Source organism: Photobacterium sp. ABD4_091, assembly GCF_056160145.1.
In genome coordinates this window covers 893,546-916,722 of the sequence record NZ_JBSWWQ010000001.1, presented here as the reverse complement: position 1 = coordinate 916,722, position 23,177 = coordinate 893,546, and the positions used below count along the sequence as shown (strand labels likewise).

Sequence of the window (23,177 nt, the reverse complement as noted above, 5' to 3'; positions counted from 1 at the left end):
CTTACTTCTCGGCAGCGTGCAGTTTTTCCTGGTAGCGGGCAATGTAACCTGCACTTTGCTCTTCGAGGGTTTGCACCAGTCGGCGGCTCTTGCTGTGGACCAGGGTATAGAAGAACAGCAGCGGAATCGCGACAACCAGACCCAGCATCGTTGTGACGAGGGCTTCGGAAATACCGCCAGCCATCAGCTTCGGATCGCCAGTGCCGAACAGGGTGATTGCCTGGAAGGTGCCGATCATACCCATTACCGTACCCAGCAGGCCAAGCAGCGGCGCAACCGAGGCAAACAGTTTGATGGATCCGACAAAGCGCTCGATGCTAGGGGCATTGCGCAAGATGACTTCATCCAGCTTGGCTTCCAGGTCTTCTAGATTGCTGCCTTTGTGGCCAAGGTAGGCTTCGATGATTTCACCCAGAGGGTTGCCTTTGATAACGTCTTCGGTCTTGGCCTGGCGGCGCATCTTGCTGCCGATAACGGTCAGTCGCAGGTAGCAGAATAGGGCGATCAGCGCACCGATGGCACCCATCCCCAAAATGACATAGCCAACGATACCGCCTTGGTCAACACGCTCCTGAACGGTTGGGCTCTGGACCAATAGCGACAGGATCACACCGCGTGACGGGTCAATGAACAGTGGCTCGTAGCTGCCGTCGGCCGCTTCGAAGCCCGGGACATTGCGCATGATGTTTTTGCCTGGCTGGCGTGACAGCTCTTCGAACTTGCCGGTTTGCGGTACGTAAGTGACGTACTTGCCATCGGCAATGGCGTTGAACTCACCCACCAGGGTGACGTCGCGGACCGCTTCCTTGCCCTCGCCGTATACCACAGTGGCTGGCGCAGTAGTGGTTTCGCCAGAGACGATGATCTGTTGCAGTACGGTATGCCAGAAAGCTTCCAGCTCCTGGCTCGAAGGCAGCTCTTTGCTTTCGGCCAGCTTGGTGAGTACGGCATCGCGCTCAGGGAACTGGACTGCATTCTGTGAAGCGGCAAACAAGCCTTTGAACTCGCCAGCATATTGGCGGACTACGCCAAACATCTCACCGAGGGTACCGGTACGCTGGCGCAGGGTTTCGGTCAGGACGGTTAGCTCTTTGTCGTTGCTGTCAAAAGTGGCCTTTAGCTGGTCGCCACGGGCATTTTCTGCTTTGAGTTCGGCGCGCGCTTGCTTGAGCAGTGCTGCCTGCTGGTCGCGGTTGGCCTTGAACTCTGCTTCTCGTTGCTTGTTTTCTTTAGACTCGGCAATGCTGTCAGATTTGACTGACTGAAGCAGCTGCGCCAGTGAAGCGGGTGTTTCGGCTTGGGCAGGTGCTGCCAGCATCAGGCCGGTCAGCAGGGCCGCTGCCAGTGTTTTGAATCCTTTCATTATCCTTCCTCCCCGGCGTATACAGGTAACTTGATAAGGGCGGGTGGCGCTTGCTTCTTGGCAATACGCAGCCCTTGCTGGACAGCTATACGGTAGCTTTGCGGCAGCGTTTCCCACTGTCGGGTTTGCTGGTTCCACATACCGGTTTCGCCGCCGTCAGGAGATTGGTACAGCAAGGCGGTGCGGCCGATGCGCAGGAAGTCGTAGGTGACGGTTTCGCCATTACGCTCCAGGCTGGCCTTGTAGGATTCGATTGAACGCGAGAAGCCTTCTTCTATCTGGTAGGCTTCTATCACCTTGCGGAATTTTTCCGAGGTGGTGACGTCAGCACGGTCCATCAGTTCACGCAGCTCGGCAATACGAAGGTTACGTTCATCGGACTGGAACGGCAGGTCAAGGGCTACGAACTCATCGAGCGCGTCGATCATCTTGAGTGTCAGCGGCACCACTTCCATTGCCGTCTGGTCTATTTGCGTGATCTGGCGGTTGAGGGAGTCAAGCTCCCCCTGCTGGGAATCGACCATGCGGTTGATCTGGGCGTTGTAGATTTTCATGCTGTCAATCTGGCGCAGAAGGCCTTTGTACTCAGCCAGCATTGATTCTGTGCTGTCGGCGTACTTGTCGACTTTGACCTGCGAGGAGGCGGCAGATTTGTCGGCCTTGGCCTGCGAGGCCACGACCGAGCCGGAGTCGGCTGCATACGCCGCGGTGCTCAGGGTCAGTATGGCGGCAGTGATTGCACTAACGCCAAAGTCCTTGATAGTCATAGGTGCATCCTTGTCTTAGTGTTTGTCAGTCTGGAAAGAGGGCGCGAGCTGTACTCGCGCCAAATCTTATTAGAATTTGACGTTGATATTGGCGTAGTAGAAACGCCCTGCTACGTCATAGGTGGTTGAGTCGGTATTGGCAGAAATAGTATCTAGCAATAGCGGCGGCTCTTTATCGAATAGGTTGTTGATACCAGCAGATAACTTGATATTGTCGTTGATTAGGTATGAGCCACTGAGGTCGTGGTATACCACTGTTGGAACATTGAACTCGTACTTATCTTGATCATCCCCTGGTAGCTCGTAACTGACGCTGTCGATCAGGCGCGCAGTCCAATTGGCAGACCATACTTCTTGGGACAGGCCCAGGTTCAGCGTTGAACGATACTGGGCAAAATTACCGATCTGATCGCTGATAAACTTGCCGGCGTAATCAATCACCGTTCCGTCAGGCTGCTCGACTTCATACTTCAGCAGGTAGGTGTTCTCCCAGTTTGCCGATAGAGTTATGGCGTCGAAGTCATAGCGGTAGCGAACATTGAAGTCAATTCCGTCAGTTTTCAGCCCGCCTAGGTTGGTGTAACGGGCATCAATTGATTGAATATCACCGTTACTGAAGCGGGTAATGCTGTCACAATATTTGCCGTTGGCTTCACATTCATTGAGCATGAACTGCGGATCGACATTATCAATGAGATCCTCTAGCTCAACCTGCCAGTAGTCGACCGTCATGGATAGGTTGTCGACAAAAGATGGAGAGTAAACAAAACCTACCGAGGCAGTATGGCCCTGCTCGGGTTTTAGGTCTTCGTTTGAGCCGTACATAACAGGGAACTGCTCACGGCCAGATGTATCTTGGCCTGATGGGTCGGTAAGGCGATCGGCACTCTCTGTCTGGCCACCATATAGATCGCCAATTGAAGGGGCTCTGAATACTTCAGAATAAGTACCGCGTAACATCAGGTCATCAACAGGCTGGTACAGCATGCTGTAACCCATTGAAGTATTGCTGCCAAATGACGAGTAGTCATCGTATCGGGCGGAAATTTTGGCTTCCAGGTATTCAGCAAATTTCACGTCAGACAGCAGTGGGATAAGGAGTTCGGTGTACAGCGAATCCACAGAATACGAGCCGGATGTTGCGGTAATGGCGTTACCACTAGCATTACCCGATGCGACTAGAGCGTCAGGCGTCTCTTCACCTTTTTCAGTGCGTTGCTGGTAACCTGCTGCGAAGGCAATCGTGCCCATTTCGTAGTCAAAGATGTCACCGGTGATGTTGAAGTCAATGACTTGCTGCTGGTTGAAGCCTGTATCCTGGCGGGTGAAGGTGGCGTAATCCATTGCCTCTTGGCTAACGGTGCCGAACATGTCCATTGGTACACAGCCTGGAATGACATTACCCGATGCATCGAGACATTGTCCGTTTGATGATGCACCGATAGCATTGTTAACGCGATCCTTCATGAATACGTTGTTTTCTTGCTGGGTGGTTTTGGTTTTACCCCAGTTGAAACTGGTATCCCAAATCCAGCCATTGGAAAACTCACCATCCAAGGCTAAGACGATACGTGCTGTGTCTGATTCGAAGAAACGGTTTCGACCGCCGGTTTCGACCATTCTTCGGCGCCAGTCGACCACATCCGCTCCTGTCGGGTTATATTCATTGTCAGCAGAAATAGGAGAGTAGCCTGGTGTGAATGCACCAAAAATAGGTTCAGCTGCTAATAGGTAGTCTGACTTGGAGTTAGCGTATAACGCTTCGAACGAGGCTGTTACTGGGCCTAAATAGTCATTCTCAGCCACGAGGTAGTTACCATTGGCACTGAGGTAAAAACGCTCAGCTGGCCGTTTAAGGTAGTTATCCGGTGCAAAATTGTATAAATCTTTCTCTGGATCGAACGGGCGTAGGCTGCTGCTGCCTTCAGGCCCATACGTTAGACCGTCATAGTAACCCCAAGGTGTTGCCGAGCTTCCGCTAACAGTGCTATTGCCTAAACCGTCATGGCTCAGAGAATTTTTGGCAAAACCTCGGTCACCACCTTGGATCTTCTTCTCTTCGGTATAACCGGCAGAGAAAAGCAGGTTACCGCGATCGTTTGACACACCAGTTAACATCGAGACTTCAGTTACCTCCCCGTCCCCTTTGCTGGTTTGGCCAGATTTTACATTAACTTCGAAGCCTTCGTAATTCTGCTTGGTGATGATATTGACTACACCGGCGACTGCATCTGAGCCATAAACGGATGATGCCCCATCTTTTAATATTTCAATCCTCTCGACCATTGCGGTTGGGATCATATTGAGGTCAACCCGTGCATTAGCCCCCGTGCCGCCATTGACCATTCTGCGGCCATTGACTAGGACAAGGGTTCTTTCTGGACCCAGGCCACGTAGGTTTACGGTTGCGGCGCCATCACTGCCGTTATTAACCGATGAGCTTTGTACGGTACCCGCCATGGCAGGGATCTGGTTGAGAATGTCGCCGATAGAGACAAGCCCGGTGTTTTCAATATATTCAGATGATAGGACTTGAACAGGTTCGGCTCCTTCCATTTCCACGCGTGAAATACGCGATCCGGTAACTTTCATCTTTTGCAGTTTTTCAACCTGCTGCTCTTCAGCCTGGGCGGCTGTGCTGACAACGCCGGTTCCCAGTGCGAGGCTGATAGCAATAGATAAGGCTGTTGTTTTTTTATTCATCCTTGCTGCTCCGTTATTATTCTTCCTGCGATTTGGCCGGGATAGGGCCAATTAGCCATTAACTTTTTGTTAACGCCGCGGAGCAAGGTATACATGAAGCAAAAAGTTGAAGTCAAACCAGTCGCTTTTGTCCTTACTAAACAATAAAACAGGGTGATATACCATCATTGCTTGCAGTTTGGCTTTTTATTTTTATTTTTGTTGTTATGGTGAAGCTAAATTTTGTGTTGTGTGGGCTGTTGGCCATAATATCTATCGCGATGGATAATATCGGCTTAGGGAGCGAAGATGGTGGCTTTCTTTATATTTTTGTTAAATGGTGGCTGATTGTTTTGCTTTGGTTGAATTTGAATAGAAATTCATAAATCCCTGTTGGGAATGGATGTTTTGGGGGGGGATTTACCTCTGGTGTATAACTATTGCTAGGGGGAATTTCTTTTCGGTTTTTTCATTCAAATGGAGTAGGTAGAAATCCGAAATGGTTGCGAGTAATGTTTTGTTATCAATTCTAAATTTCACAAAATACACAGGATTTTATCTTTTTTTTGATGTTTTTATTACCCTTCGGTGAAATGTGACAAATTCGATTCAAAATCATCGGGCTTGGTTGAGGGGAAGTGTAATTAACTGTATTTATGGATAAATCAAAGAATAAATGATGCCGTCAAAACCCTTCCCTGTAGCAACTTTACTGAGGAAGAACTTATTTACGGGTAGATAACTGAAAGGTTTGCCTGTTTGACATGGAGTAGTTAAAGCATGCTGTCATATTTCTTGCGTCGATTGGCATTAGTTGTCCCGACGTTTTTGGGGATCACTATCCTTATCTTTGCCATTACCCGGTTTGTTCCTGGCGGGCCGGTGGAGCGGATGCTGGCCAATATGCAGGCCCAGGGAGATGGCGCTGCAGCCATGACCTCTGCCGGGGGCAACTCGGCGCTGTCCGAAGACCAAATCGCCGAGCTGAATGCTTTCTATGGGTTGGATAAACCTGTACTGGAGGCATATACCGAATGGCTGGGTAAACTGATGGTACTGGATTTTGGTGAGTCCACCCGCTACTACGAACCTGTCTCCGACATGATTGCCGAGCGGCTGCCGGTATCGCTGTTCTATGGCGGCATGACGTTCTTCATCAGTTATTTTATCTCTATCCCCCTTGGCTATTACAAGGCCCTCAAGCATGGTTCAGTGTTTGATTCCGGCTCTTCGATCCTGATTTTTGTCGGTTATGCCTTACCCGGGTACGTGGTCGGTGTCCTGCTTATTACCCTGTTTAGTTATCACTTGGAATGGTTCCCGATGGGGGGCTTCGTCGGTGATGACTTCGATGACTATGAAACCTTTTTCGAGCGGGCCAAAGACGTGATGTGGCATGCAGTGCTGCCGCTGATCTGTTACCTAATCGGTGACTTTGCCACCCTGACCATGACCATGAAAAACAACTTGATGGAGAACTTGTCTTCCGACTATATCCGCACGGCTATTGCCAAGGGGTTGCCGTTTAAGAAAGCGGTTCGCAAGCACGCCCTGCGCAACAGTTTGATCCCGATTGCCAGCCATTTTGGTAACTCGCTGCTGTTCTTCATGACCGGTTCGTTCCTGATCGAGGTTATTTTCAATATTGACGGCATAGGCCTGCTTGGCTATGAGTCGATAATCGAGCGTGATTATCCGGTAGTGATGGGCATTGTTGCCATCAATGCCGGCATGCTGTTGATGGGTAATATCATTTCCGATATCTGCGTTGCCCTGGTTGACCCTCGAGTGAAGTTTGGAGCCTGATCATGTTGAACTTAACCCCCCTGACACTGAAAAAGATCAAGCGCTTTAAGGAAATCAAGCGAGGGTACTGGTCTTTCCTGGTGCTTTCTTGCCTGCTGGTGCTGTCCCTGTTTGCCGAGCTGTTGATCAACAGCAAGGCGCTGGTTGTCAAATACAACGGGGAGTACAGCTTCCCGGTGCTGTCTGAAGTCCGCCTCGGCAGTGAGTTTGGTCAGCCGTCGTCGAGTGAGGCGAATTACCGTAAGCTACAGCACCTCTTTGCCGAGCAGGGCGAAGGCAATTTTGTCGTGATGCCATTGGTACCGTGGAACCCGTATGAGCAGGATTTTTCCGGCGATTACCCTCCGACAGCACCGAGTGCCGCCAATAAACATTACCTCGGTACCGATGTGATTGGGCGCGATATCCTTGCCCGCTTGGTCTATGGCTTCCGGACCGCTATGGGGTTTGCCTTGATCACGATGGCAGTCTCGTACGCCATTGGTACGGCAGTCGGCTGCGCCATGGGTTTTTTCGGTGGCAAATTTGACTTGTTTGTCCAGCGCTTGATCGAGGTATGGTCAATGGTGCCTTTCCTCTATGTCATTATGATTTTGGTGTCGATCACCCAGCCGACTTTTGCGTTGTTCGTCGGGATAAACGTGCTGTTCGGTTGGATGGGGATGACCTGGTACATGCGTACCATGACCTACAAGGAGTCGGCCCGGGAGTATGTCATGGCAGCCAAGGCTCTGGGGGCATCAACCCAGCGTATTATCTTCCGCCATATCTTGCCGAACACCATGGTGATGATTGTGACCTTGGCGCCTTTTACTATCGCGGCCAACATCACAGCCTTGACTGCGCTGGACTATTTGGGCCTCGGCCTGATGCCTCCGACCCCGAGCTGGGGGGAGCTGTTGCAGCAAGGTAAGTCCAACCTCGACTCGCCGTGGATTGTGACGTCGGTCGTCAGTGCTATTGTTTTGGTGCTGGTGATGGTGACCTTCATCGGCGAAGCGATACGGGCCGCCTTCGACCCTAAGAAATTTACCCGCTATGTTTAATCTTGGTTTGCAGCTGTTGTAATAAGGATATTAATAATGAAAAACATGCTCACATTTTCAGCTGTCGCGATTATGGCTGCACTTGGTAGTGCGGTACAAGCGGCAGAGTTACCCGTAGGTTTAACGTGGGAATCAAACATGGAGGAGCCTCTCTTTGCCTCTCCTGATGCCAAGTTTGGTGGTACCTTGCGTACCCATATGGCCAGCTTTCCACAGACTTTGCGCAGTGTGGGGCCGGATTCGAATTCGGGGCTTCGCCATCACTTCATGGACGGGGTGCCCAAACTCGCAGCCCGCCATCCTAATACCGATAAATGGATCCCTCAGCTGGCAAAGGAATGGGCCTTTGGTGATGACAACCAAACCGTATACTTCAAGTTGGATCCGAAAGCCCGTTGGTCGGATGGAGAGAAGGTGACGGCCGACGATTACCTCTTTATGCTCAAGTATTACCGCTCCAAAGATATTATCTCGCCGTGGTACAACGATTTCTTTACTAACAAGATTGAGGATGTCGTTAAGTTTGATGACTACACCATTGCAGTGAAGTCAGCTGTCAAGATGACTGATGATGAGCTGATGGTTCAAATCAATCTACCAAGTAATGGCTTGCAGCCGAGGCCAGAACATTTCTTCAAACCGAAGAAGGATGAAAACAACGATGGCATTGATGATAACTTTGTCCGTCGTTTCAATTTCAAGAGCGAGCCAACCACCGGACCTTATTACATGGATAAGGTCAAAAAAGGTAAGAGTGTTACATTCAAGCATGTAGGCGAAGACTGGTGGGGCTACAGCAACCGCTATTACCAAAACCGCTATAACGTAGAGAAAGTACGCTACACGGTGATTCGCGATAGCGACATTGCCCGCAAGCATTTTGAAAAAGGCAGCCTAGACACCTTTGGCTTGATTCTACCAAGCCTGTGGCATGAGAAAGCAAATACTAAGCCTTACCAAAATGGTTATATCCATAAATTCTGGGGCTTTAACCAGGCAGTCCAAGGGGCGGGGGGGCTTTGGATGAATACGGCCCAACCATTGCTTGATGATCGTAACATCCGGGCAGGGATCACTTATTCGACAGACTTTGATGGCATGATCGCAAACGTGCTGCGTGGCGATTACAGCCGTAAGCCCCATGGTATGGGCTTCGGCCATGGTGGCTATGACCGCAGTGATAATACCCCACCGGCTTTTGCACCAGAAATGGCGGCAGAGTATTTTGTCAAAGCCGGCTTCGACAAGATTGGACCGGATGGGATCAGGCTCAATGATAAAGGGCAGCGTTTGAGCTTTGCCATTACTTATGGTTATCAGCCGCACACACCACGCATTGCTTATCTCAAAGAGCAAGCAAAGCAAGCGGGTCTAGAATTTACCCTCAACCTTGTTGATGGGTCATCGGCCTTTAAGTACGTACTGGAAAAGAAACATGATCTGGCGTTTATCAATATGGGGGGAGGGGAGATCCCGGCCTATTGGGAGTACCTCCACTCGGTTAATGCCAAGCCCCAAACCAACAACCATACTAATTTCCGTTCAGCAGAGATGGACAAGTTGATTGACAGCTATACCAAAGAATTTGAACTGCAAAAGAAGCAAGCTATTTCCCACCAAATCCAAAAAATCGTCTCAGATGAGTACCTGATCATACCTGGCTACATGGTGCCGTATACCCGCGAGGGGTACTGGCGCTGGATGAAGTATCCGACCCCTGCGATGACGAAAAAAACCGAAGCTATGTTCTCTGTGGTTGATTTGGCTACCTTCTGGATTGATGAAGATGAAAAGAAAGCTACACAATCAGCGATGAAGAAAGGCGTAACCTTTGAGCCGGTCACAGTGATCGACGATACCTATAAGCTGTAAGGCCAGTCTATTATGCAAGATGATGTGATTTTAAGTGTTCGCGATCTGGAAACGGAATTTACTACTGATGATGGCGTAGTAAAGATCCTCCACGGGGTGAATTTCGATGTGCGTAAAGGCAGAACCCTCGGGCTGGTGGGCGAATCAGGTTGCGGCAAGAGCGTGACCTCTATGTCCATTATGGGGCTGTTGCCCAAACCTTATGGGCAAATTACCAAAGGGCAGATCCTCTACCGCGGGACAGACTTGGTGAGTCTGCCTCCGGAAGAAATGTATGCGATGCGCGGTAACAAGATCTCGGTGATCTTCCAGGATCCGATGACTGCATTGAATCCCGTTCACAGTATTGGCCGCCAGCTCAATGAGGTACTGGAGCTTCACCGTCCTGACCTGGATAAGGCGCAGCGTACCTCGTATTCGCTGGAGATGCTGAAGAAAGTCAAAATCCCGATGCCGGAAAAGCGACTCAATGAATACCCCCATAACCTTTCTGGCGGGATGCGCCAGCGGGTGATGATCGCCATGGCACTGGCTTGTAAACCTGACATACTTATTTGTGACGAGCCGACAACCGCGCTGGACGTAACGGTACAGGCGTCAATCCTTGAGTTGATGAACGAACTGCAGGAAGAGACGGGCATGGCAATGATCTTCATCACCCATGACTTGGGAGTGGTGGCAGAGGTCTGTGATGATGTGGCCGTGATGTATGCCGGAAAAGTTGTTGAATATGCAGATATCTTTGATTTATTTGATAACCCCCAGCACCCTTATACCGAGCGATTGATGGGGCTGATGCCAAGTCTGGATAATGAGCCGAAGCAGCCGATTGAAATCAAACCGATTGATGTCACCCAGTTTCCTGAGTTTAAAGGTTAGGACCACCGGGCGCGGTGATGTAAAAGAGGACGTTATGACAGAAGTATTACGGATAGAAAACCTCAAGCAGCATTTTGTCTCAGGAAAAGGGATTTTCAAAAAAGGTTATACCGTTAAAGCGGTAGACGGCGTTTCTTTTTCTGTTGCCCGTGGGGAAACCCTGGGCTTGGTAGGGGAGTCAGGGTGCGGAAAAAGTACCTTGGGCCGTACCATTTTGAAACTCTATGAGCCAACTGAAGGCAAAATTTTCTTCGAAGGTGAAGATATCACCGACTTGTCGGCCAAAGCTATGCGGCCGCTGCGCAAAGACATGCAGATTGTCTTTCAAGATCCGATCGAATCTTTGAATCAGCGCCATACCATCGGCATGATCCTGGAAGAGCCCTTCATCATCCACAACATTGGCACACCACAAGAGCGCAAGGTCTGGGTAAAAGAGCTGTTGGTCAAAGTGGGGTTGCCTGAAAGCGCTGCAAACCGCTACCCCCATGAATTCTCGGGAGGCCAGCGGCAGCGTATCGGTATTGCCCTAGCCATTGCATTAAAACCTAAATTATTGATTTGTGACGAGTCAGTATCGGCCCTGGATGTCTCGGTACAGGCACAGATCCTCAATTTGTTATTGCAGTTACAAAAAGAGATGAACTTGGCAATCATTTTCATTTCCCACGATTTGTCGGTCGTCAAACATGTTTCTGACAATGTGGTGGTGATGTATTTCGGTAAAGTCGTCGAGATGGGCCCTGCCACCGAGATTTATGCTAACCCCCAGGCGGATTACACCAAGAAGTTGTTATCGGCAATTCCGATCACCCATCCAAAAGACAGGAAGCGTAAGAGGCGGGCGGACAAAAGTCACCATGTCGCCTGATCACGACCAACCATAATGGCAATTGCCGGAAGAACTAAGCGGCAAAAAGGAAGAAACAGAATGAAAAGGACGCTACTCGCCACAGCTATGCTATTCCCTGCGATGTCATGGGCCGCGATGCCCGGCAACCTTGAGTGGATCACTAACAATAATGAGCCGCTGTTTGCCTCGCCCGAGGCTAAATTTGGCGGCACATTGCGTACATCTATGCCTAGCTTTCCACAAACGTTCCGTACCGTTGGCCCGGATGGCAATGGTGCTTTCAGGGTGTGGTTGCTTGATAAGCAGCCGCAGTTGCTGCAGCGTCATCCAGATACGCTGAAATATATTCCGGATATCGCCACCCACTGGGCTTTTGGTGATGATAACAAGACCATTTACCTCAAGTTGAACCCTGAAGCGAAATGGTCGGACGGTGAGCCCCTCAAGGCGTCGGACTTTAGCTATATGCTCCAGTTCTACCGTTCCAAGGATATTATCGACCCTTGGTACAACACGTATTACAGTACCCAAATCGACCGTATTGATGCACTGGATGAGCACACGCTCGAAGTAGTGTTCGCCAAGGAGCTGGACAATGATGCTCTGCTGTATTTTACCCACCGCCTGAAGCCGCGTGCAGAACACTTCCTGAAACCGAAAACAGACAAGAATAATGATGGCGTCGATGATAATTTCGTACGCCGCTTTAACTTCAAGCCTGAGCCTACACTGGGAGCGTACCATGTCGGGAAGGTTCGCAAAGGCAAATCCATCACCATGCAGCATGTCGGTGAGGATTGGTGGGGTTATACTAATCGCTATTACCAGAACCGATATAACGTAGAGAAAGTGCGGATCAAGATAATCCGTGATAATGATATTGCGTTTAAGCACTTTGAAAAGGGCGATCTGGATGTCTATGCCCTAGGGCGGCCTGAGCTCTGGTACGATAAAAGCCAGTCAAAGCCATTTAAAAATGGTTATATCCACCGTTTTTGGGGCTATAACCAAATGGAAATTGGAGCCGGGGGATTTTGGCTCAATACTGACAAACCGATGCTAGATGACATCAATGTCCGTAAAGGGGTAGCCCATGCATTGAACGTCGAAGGTTTGAACGAAAAAATCTTCCGGGGTGACTTTAGCCGTAAACCTAACGGGCTTGGTGTGGGGCTGGGAGCCTTTACCAATGATGAGTTATCACCGCTACCTTACGAGCCGGATGCTGCTATCAAGTATTTCGAACTAGCAGGGTTTGACCGCATTGCTGCTGACGGTATCCGTGTCAATAAGGATAACCAGCGTCTCAGCTTCGCAGTGACCTACAGCCACCAGGTGGTTACGAAGCAACTGGCTTACCTCAAAGAGCAAGCGAAAGCCGCCGGGTTAGAATTGACTATGAACCTGGTAGATGGTTCGTCAGCCTTTAAATTTGCACTCGAGAAAAAGCATGAAATCTCCTACCACTCGATGGGGACGGCACCTCGACCACAGTACTGGGAGTATTTCCACAGTGCTAATGCTGGCAAACCTCAGAACAACAACTTTACCAATTACAGTACGCCAGAGTTGGACGAGCTGATTATGCAATTCCGATCGGTGTTCTCAAGTAAGGAAAAGGAAAGGTTATCGCGTGAGATCCAGCGACAGGTCCATGATGCGACAGTAATTGTACCGGGGGTAATGTCGCCTTACATCCGTGCTGGCTACTGGCGCTGGATGAAATACCCTGCCAACCCGATGCAAAAGAAAACCGAGGCTTTGTTCACTATCGGCCGTATGGATGATTTTGGTACCTACTGGATTGACCAAGACGTGAAGAAAGCGACACAAAAGGCAGTGAAACAAGGGCAGAGCTTTGAGCCTGTCACGGTTACGGATACCAAGTACAAACCATAGCTATAAGCCTGAGCCGGCAAAGCGTATTGGATATATCGAGGCACCCGCGAGGGTGCCTTGTTTCTTTTGCGAACTGAATCGCATGTCATTGTGCAAAAAATGCACGGTTGGCTTATTTTGGCAATCTTTTCTGAATTTAGGGCTTGTCAGCTTCGCTCAACTCTCTATAATGCCGCCTCACTGACACGGAATACAGCAACTTAAGCTGTTGAACAATCAGTATTGTTCTTTAACAATTTGACCATGCAATCTGTGTGGGCACTCGTGAAATGATAGTCAACAAAAGAATTATCAATGAAACTGAGTGACCAATACAAATTTTAAGTTTACTTATGATTTGGCACAGTCAATTCAATCATTACTTCGGTAATGGTTTAACAGTATTTCATTGAGCCGCTATTTATTTAGTAGCAATCAAATTTTAATTGAAGAGTTTGATCATGGCTCAGATTGAACGCTGGCGGCAGGCCTAACACATGCAAGTCGAGCGGCAGCGACAACATTGAACCTTCGGGGGATTTGTTGGGCGGCGAGCGGCGGACGGGTGAGTAATGCCTGGGAATATGCCCTGATGTGGGGGATAACCATTGGAAACGATGGCTAATACCGCATAATCTCTTCGGAGCAAAGAGGGGGACCTTCGGGCCTCTCGCGTCAGGATTAGCCCAGGTGAGATTAGCTAGTTGGTGAGGTAAGAGCTCACCAAGGCGACGATCTCTAGCTGGTCTGAGAGGATGATCAGCCACACTGGAACTGAGACACGGTCCAGACTCCTACGGGAGGCAGCAGTGGGGAATATTGCACAATGGGGGAAACCCTGATGCAGCCATGCCGCGTGTGTGAAGAAGGCCTTCGGGTTGTAAAGCACTTTCAGTCGTGAGGAAGGCATATGCGTTAATAGCGTATGTGTTTGACGTTAGCGACAGAAGAAGCACCGGCTAACTCCGTGCCAGCAGCCGCGGTAATACGGAGGGTGCGAGCGTTAATCGGAATTACTGGGCGTAAAGCGCATGCAGGCGGCTTGTTAAGCCAGATGTGAAAGCCCGGGGCTCAACCTCGGAATAGCATTTGGAACTGGCAGGCTAGAGTCTTGTAGAGGGGGGTAGAATTTCAGGTGTAGCGGTGAAATGCGTAGAGATCTGAAGGAATACCGGTGGCGAAGGCGGCCCCCTGGACAAAGACTGACGCTCAGATGCGAAAGCGTGGGGAGCAAACAGGATTAGATACCCTGGTAGTCCACGCCGTAAACGATGTCTACTTGGAGGTTGGTGTCTTGAACACTGGCTTTCGGAGCTAACGCGTTAAGTAGACCGCCTGGGGAGTACGGTCGCAAGATTAAAACTCAAATGAATTGACGGGGGCCCGCACAAGCGGTGGAGCATGTGGTTTAATTCGATGCAACGCGAAGAACCTTACCTACTCTTGACATCCAGAGAACTTTCCAGAGATGGATTGGTGCCTTCGGGAACTCTGAGACAGGTGCTGCATGGCTGTCGTCAGCTCGTGTTGTGAAATGTTGGGTTAAGTCCCGCAACGAGCGCAACCCCTATCCTTGTTTGCCAGCGCGTAATGGCGGGAACTCCAGGGAGACTGCCGGTGATAAACCGGAGGAAGGTGGGGACGACGTCAAGTCATCATGGCCCTTACGAGTAGGGCTACACACGTGCTACAATGGCGTATACAGAGGGCGGCCAACTTGCGAGAGTGAGCGAATCCCAGAAAGTACGTCGTAGTCCGGATTGGAGTCTGCAACTCGACTCCATGAAGTCGGAATCGCTAGTAATCGTGGATCAGAATGCCACGGTGAATACGTTCCCGGGCCTTGTACACACCGCCCGTCACACCATGGGAGTGGGCTGCACCAGAAGTAGATAGCTTAACCTTCGGGAGGGCGTTTACCACGGTGTGGTTCATGACTGGGGTGAAGTCGTAACAAGGTAGCCCTAGGGGAACCTGGGGCTGGATCACCTCCTTAACGATATGACTGCGTTTTATGCAGTGTCCACACAGATTGCTTGGTGAAATGGTTTTAGAAATAGCAAAAGTGCTAATGAATAACGTCAGTTATTGATTAACGCTTTTGCGTTATGCTCTTTAACAATCTGGAAAGCTGACTAGTAAATTGAATTTTCGAATTCAATAACTAATAGTTTCTACTTGAATAAAGTAGGAACGAGTTCTCAAGCAACACACATTCAAGTGTCTTGTAACTTTTGTCTTCACTTTTTCGAAAAGTGAAAATAAGAGATGAGTCCGGCGAAACACAGTTCATCACATACTCAGATGAACAACCTTGGTTGTTGAGCCATACGAACAGACCCCTTGGGGTTGTATGGTTAAGTGACTAAGCGTACACGGTGGATGCCTGGGCAGTCAGAGGCGATGAAGGACGTGCTAACCTGCGATAAGCCAAGAGAAGATGGTAAGAATCACTATACTCTTGGATTTCCGAATGGGGAAACCCAGCTGCATAAGCAGTTATCAATGCGTGAATACATAGCGCATTGAGGCGAACCGGGGGAACTGAAACATCTAAGTACCCCGAGGAAGAGAAATCAACCGAGATTCCGGCAGTAGCGGCGAGCGAACCCGGATTAGCCCTTAAGCTAGTTTTGCGACAGGTGAATGAGCTGGAAAGCTCAGCGATACAGGGTGATAGCCCCGTAACCGGTAGCGCATTTCGAGTGAAATCGAGTAGGACGGGACACGTGATATCCTGTCTGAACATGGGGGGACCATCCTCCAAGGCTAAATACTCCTGACTGACCGATAGTGAACCAGTACCGTGAGGGAAAGGCGAAAAGAACCCCTGTGAGGGGAGTGAAATAGAACCTGAAACCGTGTACGTACAAGCAGTAGGAGCCCTTCGGGGTGACTGCGTACCTTTTGTATAATGGGTCAGCGACTTAATTTTAGTAGCAAGGTTAACCGTTTAGGGGAGCCGTAGGGAAACCGAGTCTTAACTGGGCGTTCAGTTGCTAGGATTAGACCCGAAACCAGGTGATCTAGCCATGGGCAGGTTGAAGGTGAGGTAACACTTACTGGAGGACCGAACCGACTAATGTTGAAAAATTAGCGGATGACTTGTGGCTAGGGGTGAAAGGCCAATCAAACCTGGAGATAGCTGGTTCTCCCCGAAAGCTATTTAGGTAGCGCCTCGGACGAATACTACTGGGGGTAGAGCACTGTTAAGGCTAGGGGGTCATCCCGACTTACCAACCCTTTGCAAACTCCGAATACCAGTAAGTACTATCCGGGAGACACACGGCGGGTGCTAACGTCCGTCGTGGAGAGGGAAACAACCCAGACCGCCAGCTAAGGTCCCAAAGTTATAGCTAAGTGGGAAACGATGTGGGAAGGCTCAGACAGCCAGGATGTTGGCTTAGAAGCAGCCATCATTTAAAGAAAGCGTAATAGCTCACTGGTCGAGTCGGCCTGCGCGGAAGATTTAACGGGGCTAAGCTATACACCGAAGCTGCGGCAATGCCTTTTAGGTATTGGGTAGGGGAGCGTTCTGTAAGCGGTTGAAGGTGCATCGTAAGGTGTGCTGGACGTATCAGAAGTGCGAATGCTGACATGAGTAACGATAAAGGGAGTGAAAAACTCCCTCGCCGGAAGACCAAGGGTTCCTGTCCAACGTTAATCGGGGCAGGGTGAGTCGACCCCTAAGGCGAGGCCGAAAGGCGTAGTCGATGGGAAACGGGTTAATATTCCCGTACTTCTTACTATTGCGATGGGGGGACGGAGAAGGCTAGGTGGGCCTGGCGACGGTTGTCCAGGTTCAAGGGTGTAGGCTGTAATCTTAGGCAAATCCGGGATTACACTAGGCTGAGACCCGATGTCGAGGTGCTACGGCACTGAAGTCATTGATGCCATGCTTCCGGGAAAAGCCTCTAAGCTTCAGATAGTAAGGAATCGTACCCCAAACCGACACAGGTGGTCGGGTAGAGAATACCAAGGCGCTTGAGAGAACTCGGGTGAAGGAACTAGGCAAAATGGTACCGTAACTTCGGGAGAAGGTACGCTGCCGGCGGTGACGAGACTTGCTCTTTAAGCTGCTGGCAGTCGCAGATACCAGGTGGCTGCAACTGTTTATTAAAAACACAGCACTGTGCAAAATCGAAAGATGACGTATACGGTGTGACGCCTGCCCGGTGCCGGAAGGTTAATTGATGGGGTTAGACTTCGGTCGAAGCTCTTGATCGAAGCCCCGGTAAACGGCGGCCGTAACTATAACGGTCCTAAGGTAGCGAAATTCCTTGTCGGGTAAGTTCCGACCTGCACGAATGGCGTAATGATGGCCACGCTGTCTCCACCCGAGACTCAGTGAAATTGAAATCGCAGTGAAGATGCTGCGTACCCGCGGCTAGACGGAAAGACCCCGTGAACCTTTACTACAGCTTGGCACTGAACATTGACCCTACATGTGTAGGATAGGTGGGAGGCTTTGAAACCGAGTCGCTAGATTCGGTGGAGCCGTCCTTGAAATACCACCCTTGTAGTGTTGATGTTCTAACGTCGCCCCGTTATCCGGGGTGCGGACAGTGCCTGGTGGGTAGTTTGACTGGGGCGGTCTCCTCCCAAAGCGTAACGGAGGAGCACGAAGGTGGGCTAATCACGGTCGGACATCGTGAGGTTAGTGCAATGGCATAAGCCCGCTTGACTGCGAGACTGACAAGTCGAGCAGGTGCGAAAGCAGGTCATAGTGATCCGGTGGTTCTGTATGGAAGGGCCATCGCTCAACGGATAAAAGGTACTCCGGGGATAACAGGCTGATACCGCCCAAGAGTTCATATCGACGGCGGTGTTTGGCACCTCGATGTCGGCTCATCACATCCTGGGGCTGAAGTCGGTCCCAAGGGTATGGCTGTTCGCCATTTAAAGTGGTACGCGAGCTGGGTTTAGAACGTCGTGAGACAGTTCGGTCCCTATCTGCCGTGGGCGTTGGATGATTGAGAGGGGCTGCTCCTAGTACGAGAGGACCGGAGTGGACGAACCTCTGGTGTTCGGGTTGTGTCGCCAGACGCATTGCCCGGTAGCTAAGTTCGGAATCGATAACCGCTGAAAGCATCTAAGCGGGAAGCGAGCCTCAAGATGAGTCATCCCTGAACCTATAAGGTTCCTGAAGGGTTGTTGGAGACTACGACGTAGATAGGCAGGGTGTGTAAGCGTTGTGAGGCGTTGAGCTAACCTGTACTAATTGCCCGTGAGGCTTAACCATACAACACCCAAGGGGTTTTACGGACTCCACAAACACTTGAATGAGTGTCGAGAACATCAGCTTTTTAGATTGTAAGAATTTTGCTTGGCGACCATAGCATTATGGACCCACCTGATCCCATGCCGAACTCAGTAGTGAAACGTAATAGCGCCGATGGTAGTGTGGGGCCTCCCCATGTGAGAGTAGGACATCGCCAGGCTTTAAATTTGTCTACTTGTTATCGTATCTTTCGATACCTGTGTTGCTCATGTACTAGCGTACACTCCGCTACTCGGTTCGAAACCTACTTCAACAAGCGACAACTTCACCAAGGCGCAAAATTGGTGAATAATAGATACCGTGTGGAGCGGTAGTTCAGTTGGTTAGAATACCGGCCTGTCACGCCGGGGGTCGCGGGTTCGAGTCCCGTCCGCTCCGCCACTTATTCAGACAAAGTTAAGTCTTTAAAACAACTACAGGGGTGTAGCTCCAATTGGCAGAGCAGCGGATTCCAAATCCGCGTGTTGGGAGTTCGAATCTCTCCACCCCTGCCACATTACAAGGCCTAGTCGAAAGACTAGGCCTTTTTCGTATATGCCAAATTTAAGTTTGTGTTACTGCGTAATAGCCTCAGACTAGGCGTCCCAGTCTAAAGACTGGGGCTTTTTACGTCTGTTGTATATTCAAAAAAACACCCTCAGTTGAGGGCGTTTTTTATCAGTAACTGTTGCAGCGTACCGCTTCTGGGCGGCAGAACATCTCATCATGATCGCTGGTGCACTGATTGACCACCTTGGTGATCGCTTTACCTCGGCTTGCTGAGCGACCTTTATATGTTTCGCCAAAGATATTCATTTGGCATTGGTACATTTGGTCGTGGCGATCGTAATCGTGTTTTCTATCCAGCTCCCTTTCCAGGCTATCCACTCTTTGGGTCAGTAAACGGATCTGGTATTCCAGCTCTTTGATCCGCTGGTCATTATTGCTGCTTGCCGCATGGGCTTGTGTAGTAAGAGTAAGGCCAAGCACCAGCAGGGGAAGTATTTTCTTGAACATAGTTTTACTGTCTGTAAATAATTGAACGCTGTTTTATACGTGCAGTATGGTAGCAAATTATTTCTCGCAATGAAATGTGAAACACTTTGAATGGGGAGGGCTGGGGGTAGGGTTTGACCCTAAATTGACAAAAATAGGTGCGAAAAAGATGTGTTAGGTGGTATCTTGTGGCTTTTTCAGGTTAAGCAAAATTGGAGCTACTATGCCGCACCTGCGTTTCAGAGCCGTTGAATTTGATCATGTGAAGGCGTTGTCGACCAAGCTGGTTGACGATCTGCAGCCGCTAATGGCTTGTCCTCGTGAGGATTTTACCCTTGAGCATATCTCAACCACTTTCATTTTCGATGGCGAGGTATCCGATGCCTACCCATTTGTGGAAGTGCTGTGGTTTGATCGTGGCCAGGAGGTTCAGGATCAGGTTGCCGAGCTGATCACCGAGGCTGTGCGTGCTGAACTTGAAGAGCCGGAGCAGGATGTTGCGGTGATATTCTCTGCGCTGACACCGTCAGCGTATTATGACAACGGTAGTCATTACTAATGCTCAAAGCGGCCAACAGGCCGCTTTCCCTTTCTATGGTCGCTTGTTAAGTTAGTTGTTGGTTGGGTAGGTGAGATGTCGCGTTATACCAAGGTTGTAGCAGGATTGGGGGTAGTCGCAGGAGCGTTGGGGATCAGCACGGGCTTGTCGTTTGATGTGTCCGAAGTGCCTGAGGTCAGTGCCAATGTGTTGGCACCGCAGTTCTCGTTCAACTGTATAAAAAGCGATGTAGCCATGCCGTTGGATAATGATGGTTCATTCTCGGTATCGGTGTGGAATATCTACAAGCAGCAGAAGGATAATTGGCGCAGCGAACTGGAAAGGTTCAGCCAAAATAGCGGCTTGGTATTGCTCCAAGAGGCGAGCTTGACGACCGAGCTGAAAGACTATCTCGACGATACCCAGTGGAAAGTCAGGATGGCCAATGCCTTCAAGTTTCTCAATACCCCGGCAGGGGTGATGAACTTGTCCTCGGTCAATGCCAAGACGACCTGTGCTTACCTAGCCATGGAGCCTTGGTTGCGATTGCCGAAATCTGCCTTGCTGTCCGAGTTTGTGCTTTCAAATGGCCAGACTCTGGCGGTGGTTAACCTGCATGGCGTTAACTTTGCTTTGGGCTTGGAAGAGTATAAGGAGCAATTTAGAACGCTAAAGCGGGTACTGGACAAGCATATTGGCCCGGTGATCTTAGCCGGTGATTTCAATACCTGGCGGCAGGCTAGATTGGATGTGGTTGATGAGTTTGCCCGTAGCTTGGGCTTGGAAGATGTGGTGTTGCGTCGTGACCAAAGAGTGAAGGTGTTTGGTAAACCGCTCGATCACCTGTATTACCGTGGGTTAGATTTGGTAAGTGCAGAGGCACCGTCAACCGATGCCTCCGATCATAACCCGATCATTGCTAACTTTAGGCTGCAATAATCATTATCGGCCAGACGATCAGTGTCAGCAGCCATGGTAGGGCCGCGACAATGATACATTTGGCGCGGTCATAGTCTGTCCACGCCGCAACCGCAGCATAGCTCAGGGCAATATACCAAGGTGCCAGCAGAGGTGCCGTAGTCGCAAATGCCGACCACGGGTGGTTGAGCGGGAGCTTCAAGAAGCCGTTGAGGCTGTTGAGATCCGCCGCGTTAGGCAAAAAGTTGGTGGTATTGAACACCGCATTCAGGTAGCTGGCGAAATCCCCGATGATTGCCGGTAGCATGATGAAGCATGCCGCAGCCAGCCATTTGCCAAAGCTGTGCTTGTAGCTATTGCTCTTGGTTGCCAGGTTCAGCCACAGCGCCAAGACAAAAATCGCGGCCGTCCGGCCAAAGAAATCACTGAATACCTCACCAGCTAACAGCACTTCCTTGGTCAGCCAGGCTTCTTGTACCTGTTGTTCGACGTTCGGCAGCTGCATCATCAGGGTTTGTTGCAACCAGTCCATATCGACATGGTTGAAGTAGCCACCCCAGAAAAAGAAAGGACCGACAATGATCAGCAGGTACGGAAGGAACGCCCATTTAGGGCGTTCGTGGACGGCAGCAAAGCAGTCAATCGGTGAGCGGAAGGTATCGAGAACCGCAACAAACGGGTTTTTGGAAGGCGTCATACACTTACCTTGGTAACATCAACATAAAGCTTCAATTGCTGTCCCGGCTTGAGGTACTTCTGGCCACTGATCTGGTTCCATTTCACGACATCGGCAACTTTTACCTTGTAGCGCTGGGCAATGGTGCTCAGGTTGTCGCCAGAGCGAACCTTGTAGTAAACCGTACGGATCACGCCACCGGTCTCACTCGACTTCCACAGGGTCAGCTTCTGGCCGACACGAAGCGGCGAGTTTTTGCTGATCCCATTCCATCGGGTGATTTGGTCAATAGAGACTTTTTGCTGGCGGGCAATGGTCCACAGGCTATCGCCGGATTTGATAGTATAGGTTGTACGGTAGCCGCTGCCGTGGCTTTGCTGGGTGTTGTTCGCCATACGGGCGGCAACAGTTTCGCCATCTTGCATTGCTACCGGGATAAGGATGTGGCGGCCAACGCGGATATTAGTGCCGCTCATGTTATTGGCACGCTGGATCTGCTTGGTCGTCGTCTTGTGTTTGCGGGCCAGTACACTCAGGGTATCGCCCGGCTTGACCTCGTAGCGGATCACTTTCATGCCACGGTGGCCATTTTCAGCAAAGGCTGTATTGAACTTGTCGACTTTGCTGACTGGCAACAGCAGGTGGCTCGGACCTTCAGGTGCGGTTGCCCAGCGGTTGTAGCCAGGGTTAAGGCGTTGGATCTCATCCAGGGAAACATTGGCAAACTTTGCTGCCATCGCCAGATCCATCTGGGTTTTAGGCTTAACCAGTTTCACTGCTGGCTCATTGTCGATTGCAGGAATACTGATACCGTATTTGTCGCGGTTCTGGATCACGTCAGAAACAGCAAGCAGCTTCGGCACATAGTCGCTGGTTTCTCGTGGTAGGTCGAGCGACCAGAAGTCAGTCGGTTTACCAGCTGCTCTGTTATTGCGGATCGCACGGAACACACGGCCTTCACCGGTGTTGTAGGCGGCAAGGGCGTGAAGCCAGTTACCGTCAAACTTGCGGTTGAGGTACTCGAGTAGATCCAGTGCTGCACGGGTCGATTCTACCACGTCACGACGACCGTCATACCACCAGTTCTGCTCAAGGCCAAAGCTGCGGCCTGTTGGTGCAGTGATTTGCCACAAACCGGCTGCTCGGCCGTGGGAGTAGGCAAACTGGTCGAAAGAACTTTCTACAATCGGTAGCAGGGCAAGCTCTAGCGGGAGGTCGCGCTTCTCGATTTCCTCGGTGATCATATAGAGGAAAGGTTCGGCACGCTGGGCAACGGTATTGAGGTGGCTTGGGTGACGGAGATACCAGTCACGGTAGTGGATGACGCGTTGGTCGTTGGGGATATCCGCCCTCAGCTGCATGCTGATGCGTTCCCACACATCTTGCTGCTCTTGAGGGGTTGGAATTTTCTTCGGTACAACCACCTGCGGCTTAGGTGTTGGAGTAGGTGTTGTTGCCGTTGGGGCAACCTGGGCCGCAGGATCGTTATTTGTTGTGTTTGTTTCTTCTTCTACTGTATTTGTCGTATTTGTAATTTGGCAACCAGCCAGAAGTAGCGCACTCGCCAAAAAAAATCGGGTTTTCATGTGTCCAGCCTATAGCCAAAATAGTTGGAGATAATACTTGTCCAACCACCTTAGTTA

Annotated in this window: 14 protein-coding genes, 2 tRNA genes and 3 rRNA genes; 13 read left to right on the top strand and 6 right to left on the bottom strand. The window is 50.4% G+C overall.

Annotation, left to right across the window (positions count from 1 at the left end):
• Nucleotide 1: 1 nt before the first annotated feature.
• From ACXAGQ_RS04060 to ACXAGQ_RS04050, 3 genes are all read right to left on the bottom strand, one after another.
• Complete coding sequence (locus tag ACXAGQ_RS04060; protein WP_475252008.1) at nucleotides 2-1,363, bottom strand: MotA/TolQ/ExbB proton channel family protein; 1,362 nt, start codon at nucleotides 1,361-1,363, stop codon at nucleotides 2-4.
• Nucleotides 1,363-2,130: a DUF3450 domain-containing protein gene (locus ACXAGQ_RS04055; protein WP_475252006.1), complete on the bottom strand. Its 768-nt coding sequence runs from the start codon at nucleotides 2,128-2,130 to the stop codon at nucleotides 1,363-1,365. Before ACXAGQ_RS04055 ends, ACXAGQ_RS04060 begins: the two co-directional genes overlap by 1 nt.
• Before the next feature lie 69 nt (nucleotides 2,131-2,199).
• Entirely contained in the window at nucleotides 2,200-4,833 is a 2,634-nt protein-coding gene (locus ACXAGQ_RS04050; protein ID WP_475252004.1) for a TonB-dependent receptor plug domain-containing protein, read from the bottom strand.
• Nucleotides 4,834-5,592: 759 nt separating this feature from the next.
• Between ACXAGQ_RS04050 and ACXAGQ_RS04045 the strand changes: the two genes are divergently transcribed.
• The 11 genes from ACXAGQ_RS04045 (at nucleotide 5,593) to ACXAGQ_RS03995 (ending at nucleotide 18,921) form a co-directional block, all read left to right on the top strand.
• Entirely contained in the window at nucleotides 5,593-6,618 is a 1,026-nt protein-coding gene (locus ACXAGQ_RS04045; RefSeq protein WP_475252002.1) for an ABC transporter permease subunit, read from the top strand.
• A gap of 2 nt (nucleotides 6,619-6,620) precedes the next feature.
• Nucleotides 6,621-7,664 carry an ABC transporter permease gene (locus tag ACXAGQ_RS04040; RefSeq protein WP_475252000.1) on the top strand — a complete coding sequence of 348 codons (1,044 nt, stop codon included), beginning with the start codon at nucleotides 6,621-6,623 and terminating at the stop codon, nucleotides 7,662-7,664.
• 36 nt (nucleotides 7,665-7,700) lie between these two features.
• Nucleotides 7,701-9,536, top strand: a complete 1,836-nt coding sequence (locus ACXAGQ_RS04035; protein ID WP_475251998.1) for an extracellular solute-binding protein — start codon at nucleotides 7,701-7,703, stop codon at nucleotides 9,534-9,536.
• Nucleotides 9,537-9,548: 12 nt separating this feature from the next.
• Complete coding sequence (locus ACXAGQ_RS04030; RefSeq protein ID WP_475251996.1) at nucleotides 9,549-10,415, top strand: ABC transporter ATP-binding protein; 867 nt, start codon at nucleotides 9,549-9,551, stop codon at nucleotides 10,413-10,415.
• 34 nt (nucleotides 10,416-10,449) lie between these two features.
• A complete protein-coding gene (locus ACXAGQ_RS04025) occupies nucleotides 10,450-11,286 on the top strand; it encodes an ABC transporter ATP-binding protein (protein ID WP_475251994.1) in 837 nt (278 codons plus the stop codon).
• Between the two features lie 60 nt (nucleotides 11,287-11,346).
• Entirely contained in the window at nucleotides 11,347-13,167 is a 1,821-nt protein-coding gene (locus tag ACXAGQ_RS04020) for an extracellular solute-binding protein (protein ID WP_475251992.1), read from the top strand.
• A 422-nt stretch (nucleotides 13,168-13,589) separates the two neighbouring features.
• Nucleotides 13,590-15,142, top strand: a 16S ribosomal RNA gene (locus tag ACXAGQ_RS04015).
• A 359-nt stretch (nucleotides 15,143-15,501) separates the two neighbouring features.
• Nucleotides 15,502-18,388: ribosomal RNA gene (locus tag ACXAGQ_RS04010) — 23S ribosomal RNA — on the top strand.
• Between the two features lie 83 nt (nucleotides 18,389-18,471).
• Nucleotides 18,472-18,587: ribosomal RNA gene (gene rrf / locus ACXAGQ_RS04005) — 5S ribosomal RNA — on the top strand.
• Together the 16S, 23S and 5S rRNA genes with 2 tRNA genes alongside form the textbook arrangement of a ribosomal RNA operon.
• Nucleotides 18,588-18,731: 144 nt before the next feature.
• Nucleotides 18,732-18,808 (top strand) — tRNA-Asp (locus ACXAGQ_RS04000).
• 36 nt (nucleotides 18,809-18,844) lie between these two features.
• A tRNA-Trp gene (locus ACXAGQ_RS03995) sits at nucleotides 18,845-18,921 on the top strand.
• 163 nt (nucleotides 18,922-19,084) lie between these two features.
• Here ACXAGQ_RS03995 and ACXAGQ_RS03990 read toward each other — a convergent pair.
• Nucleotides 19,085-19,423, bottom strand: a complete 339-nt coding sequence (locus tag ACXAGQ_RS03990; protein WP_475251990.1) for a hypothetical protein — start codon at nucleotides 19,421-19,423, stop codon at nucleotides 19,085-19,087.
• A gap of 202 nt (nucleotides 19,424-19,625) precedes the next feature.
• Here ACXAGQ_RS03990 and ACXAGQ_RS03985 point away from each other — a divergent pair, with 202 nt between their 5' ends.
• Both ACXAGQ_RS03985 and ACXAGQ_RS03980 read left to right on the top strand, forming a co-directional pair.
• Nucleotides 19,626-19,961 carry a DUF1904 domain-containing protein gene (locus ACXAGQ_RS03985; protein ID WP_475251988.1) on the top strand — a complete coding sequence of 112 codons (336 nt, stop codon included), beginning with the start codon at nucleotides 19,626-19,628 and terminating at the stop codon, nucleotides 19,959-19,961.
• A 75-nt stretch (nucleotides 19,962-20,036) separates the two neighbouring features.
• A complete protein-coding gene (locus ACXAGQ_RS03980) occupies nucleotides 20,037-20,879 on the top strand; it encodes an endonuclease/exonuclease/phosphatase family protein (RefSeq protein ID WP_475251986.1) in 843 nt (280 codons plus the stop codon).
• Here ACXAGQ_RS03980 and ACXAGQ_RS03975 read toward each other — a convergent pair.
• The gene (locus ACXAGQ_RS03975) at nucleotides 20,866-21,555 is read right to left on the bottom strand and encodes a Yip1 family protein (protein ID WP_475251984.1); all 690 of its coding nucleotides are present in this window, start codon (nucleotides 21,553-21,555) and stop codon (nucleotides 20,866-20,868) included. The two genes, ACXAGQ_RS03980 and ACXAGQ_RS03975, sit on opposite strands and share 14 nt — an antisense overlap.
• Entirely contained in the window at nucleotides 21,552-23,120 is a 1,569-nt protein-coding gene (locus tag ACXAGQ_RS03970) for a lytic transglycosylase (protein ID WP_475251982.1), read from the bottom strand. Before ACXAGQ_RS03970 ends, ACXAGQ_RS03975 begins: the two co-directional genes overlap by 4 nt.
• Nucleotides 23,121-23,177 lie beyond the last annotated feature (57 nt).

Bases quoted from the DNA above. Each gene is read 5' to 3' on its own strand.
- ACXAGQ_RS03985 (WP_475251988.1), top strand. From the start codon at position 19,626: ATGCCGCACCTGCGTTTCAGAGCCGTTGAATTTGATCATGTGAAGGCG.
- ACXAGQ_RS04050 (WP_475252004.1), bottom strand. From the start codon at position 4,833: ATGAATAAAAAAACAACAGCCTTATCTATTGCTATCAGCCTCGCACTG.
- ACXAGQ_RS03975 (WP_475251984.1), bottom strand. From the start codon at position 21,555: ATGACGCCTTCCAAAAACCCGTTTGTTGCGGTTCTCGATACCTTCCGC.
- ACXAGQ_RS04055 (WP_475252006.1), bottom strand. From the start codon at position 2,130: ATGACTATCAAGGACTTTGGCGTTAGTGCAATCACTGCCGCCATACTG.
- ACXAGQ_RS04035 (WP_475251998.1), top strand. From the start codon at position 7,701: ATGAAAAACATGCTCACATTTTCAGCTGTCGCGATTATGGCTGCACTT.
- ACXAGQ_RS03970 (WP_475251982.1), bottom strand. From the start codon at position 23,120: ATGAAAACCCGATTTTTTTTGGCGAGTGCGCTACTTCTGGCTGGTTGC.
- ACXAGQ_RS04060 (WP_475252008.1), bottom strand. From the start codon at position 1,363: ATGAAAGGATTCAAAACACTGGCAGCGGCCCTGCTGACCGGCCTGATG.
- ACXAGQ_RS04020 (WP_475251992.1), top strand. From the start codon at position 11,347: ATGAAAAGGACGCTACTCGCCACAGCTATGCTATTCCCTGCGATGTCA.
- ACXAGQ_RS04025 (WP_475251994.1), top strand. From the start codon at position 10,450: ATGACAGAAGTATTACGGATAGAAAACCTCAAGCAGCATTTTGTCTCA.
- ACXAGQ_RS04040 (WP_475252000.1), top strand. From the start codon at position 6,621: ATGTTGAACTTAACCCCCCTGACACTGAAAAAGATCAAGCGCTTTAAG.
- ACXAGQ_RS03990 (WP_475251990.1), bottom strand. From the start codon at position 19,423: ATGTTCAAGAAAATACTTCCCCTGCTGGTGCTTGGCCTTACTCTTACT.
- ACXAGQ_RS04045 (WP_475252002.1), top strand. From the start codon at position 5,593: ATGCTGTCATATTTCTTGCGTCGATTGGCATTAGTTGTCCCGACGTTT.
- ACXAGQ_RS03980 (WP_475251986.1), top strand. From the start codon at position 20,037: ATGTCGCGTTATACCAAGGTTGTAGCAGGATTGGGGGTAGTCGCAGGA.
- ACXAGQ_RS04030 (WP_475251996.1), top strand. From the start codon at position 9,549: ATGCAAGATGATGTGATTTTAAGTGTTCGCGATCTGGAAACGGAATTT.